A 533-nucleotide genomic window follows, 5' to 3' on the forward strand; every position below is an offset into this window, starting at 1 on the left:
GACGTCCAACAGCGCCCACGTCAGCCTGGAGCCGGACACGCGCCGGGCCCGCATTCTTTCCTCACCCGGCGTCCGCAGCGAGGGGGTGGCCCTAGTTTCCACTTTCCAGCGACAGCAGATTCGGCAGTGGCGCTCGGTGGTCGACCAGAACCGGACTCAGGACGGCGTCTCCGGCATCAGCCCGCAGATCACCGGCAGCGCCTTCCTCATCCGCGGAGAGGCGGTCCAGCCTGTCTCGGTCACGGGCCTTGAACCTGAGGGCCTGGACGTCATCTCGCCCATCAGCAGCCGGATCGTGGCCGGAAGCGCCAGCATGGGAGCCGACGGCGTACTGGTCGGTGAGCGCCTGGCGGAGGAGCTGGGCCTCTCCGCCAACCAGCCCGTCCTGCTGCGGACGGATCGAGGTGCCGAACGGCTGCTCACCATTCGTGGCGTCTACAGGACCGGGCTGGAGAGCCTCGATTCGCGGGTGCTGTTCCTGACGCTGCAGACGGCACGGCCGCTGTTCCGCCTGCCGGAAGGAGTGACGAACA

Annotated in this window: 1 pseudogene; it reads left to right on the plus strand. The window is 68.3% G+C overall.

Features of this window, described 5'->3' with window-relative positions:
- A pseudogene (locus DJ019_RS21090) lies at positions 1-533 on the plus strand (ABC transporter permease); the annotation flags it as partial.

Source organism: Phenylobacterium kunshanense (assembly GCF_003254525.1).
In the GTDB taxonomy this organism is placed as follows: domain Bacteria; phylum Pseudomonadota; class Alphaproteobacteria; order Caulobacterales; family Caulobacteraceae; genus Phenylobacterium; species Phenylobacterium kunshanense.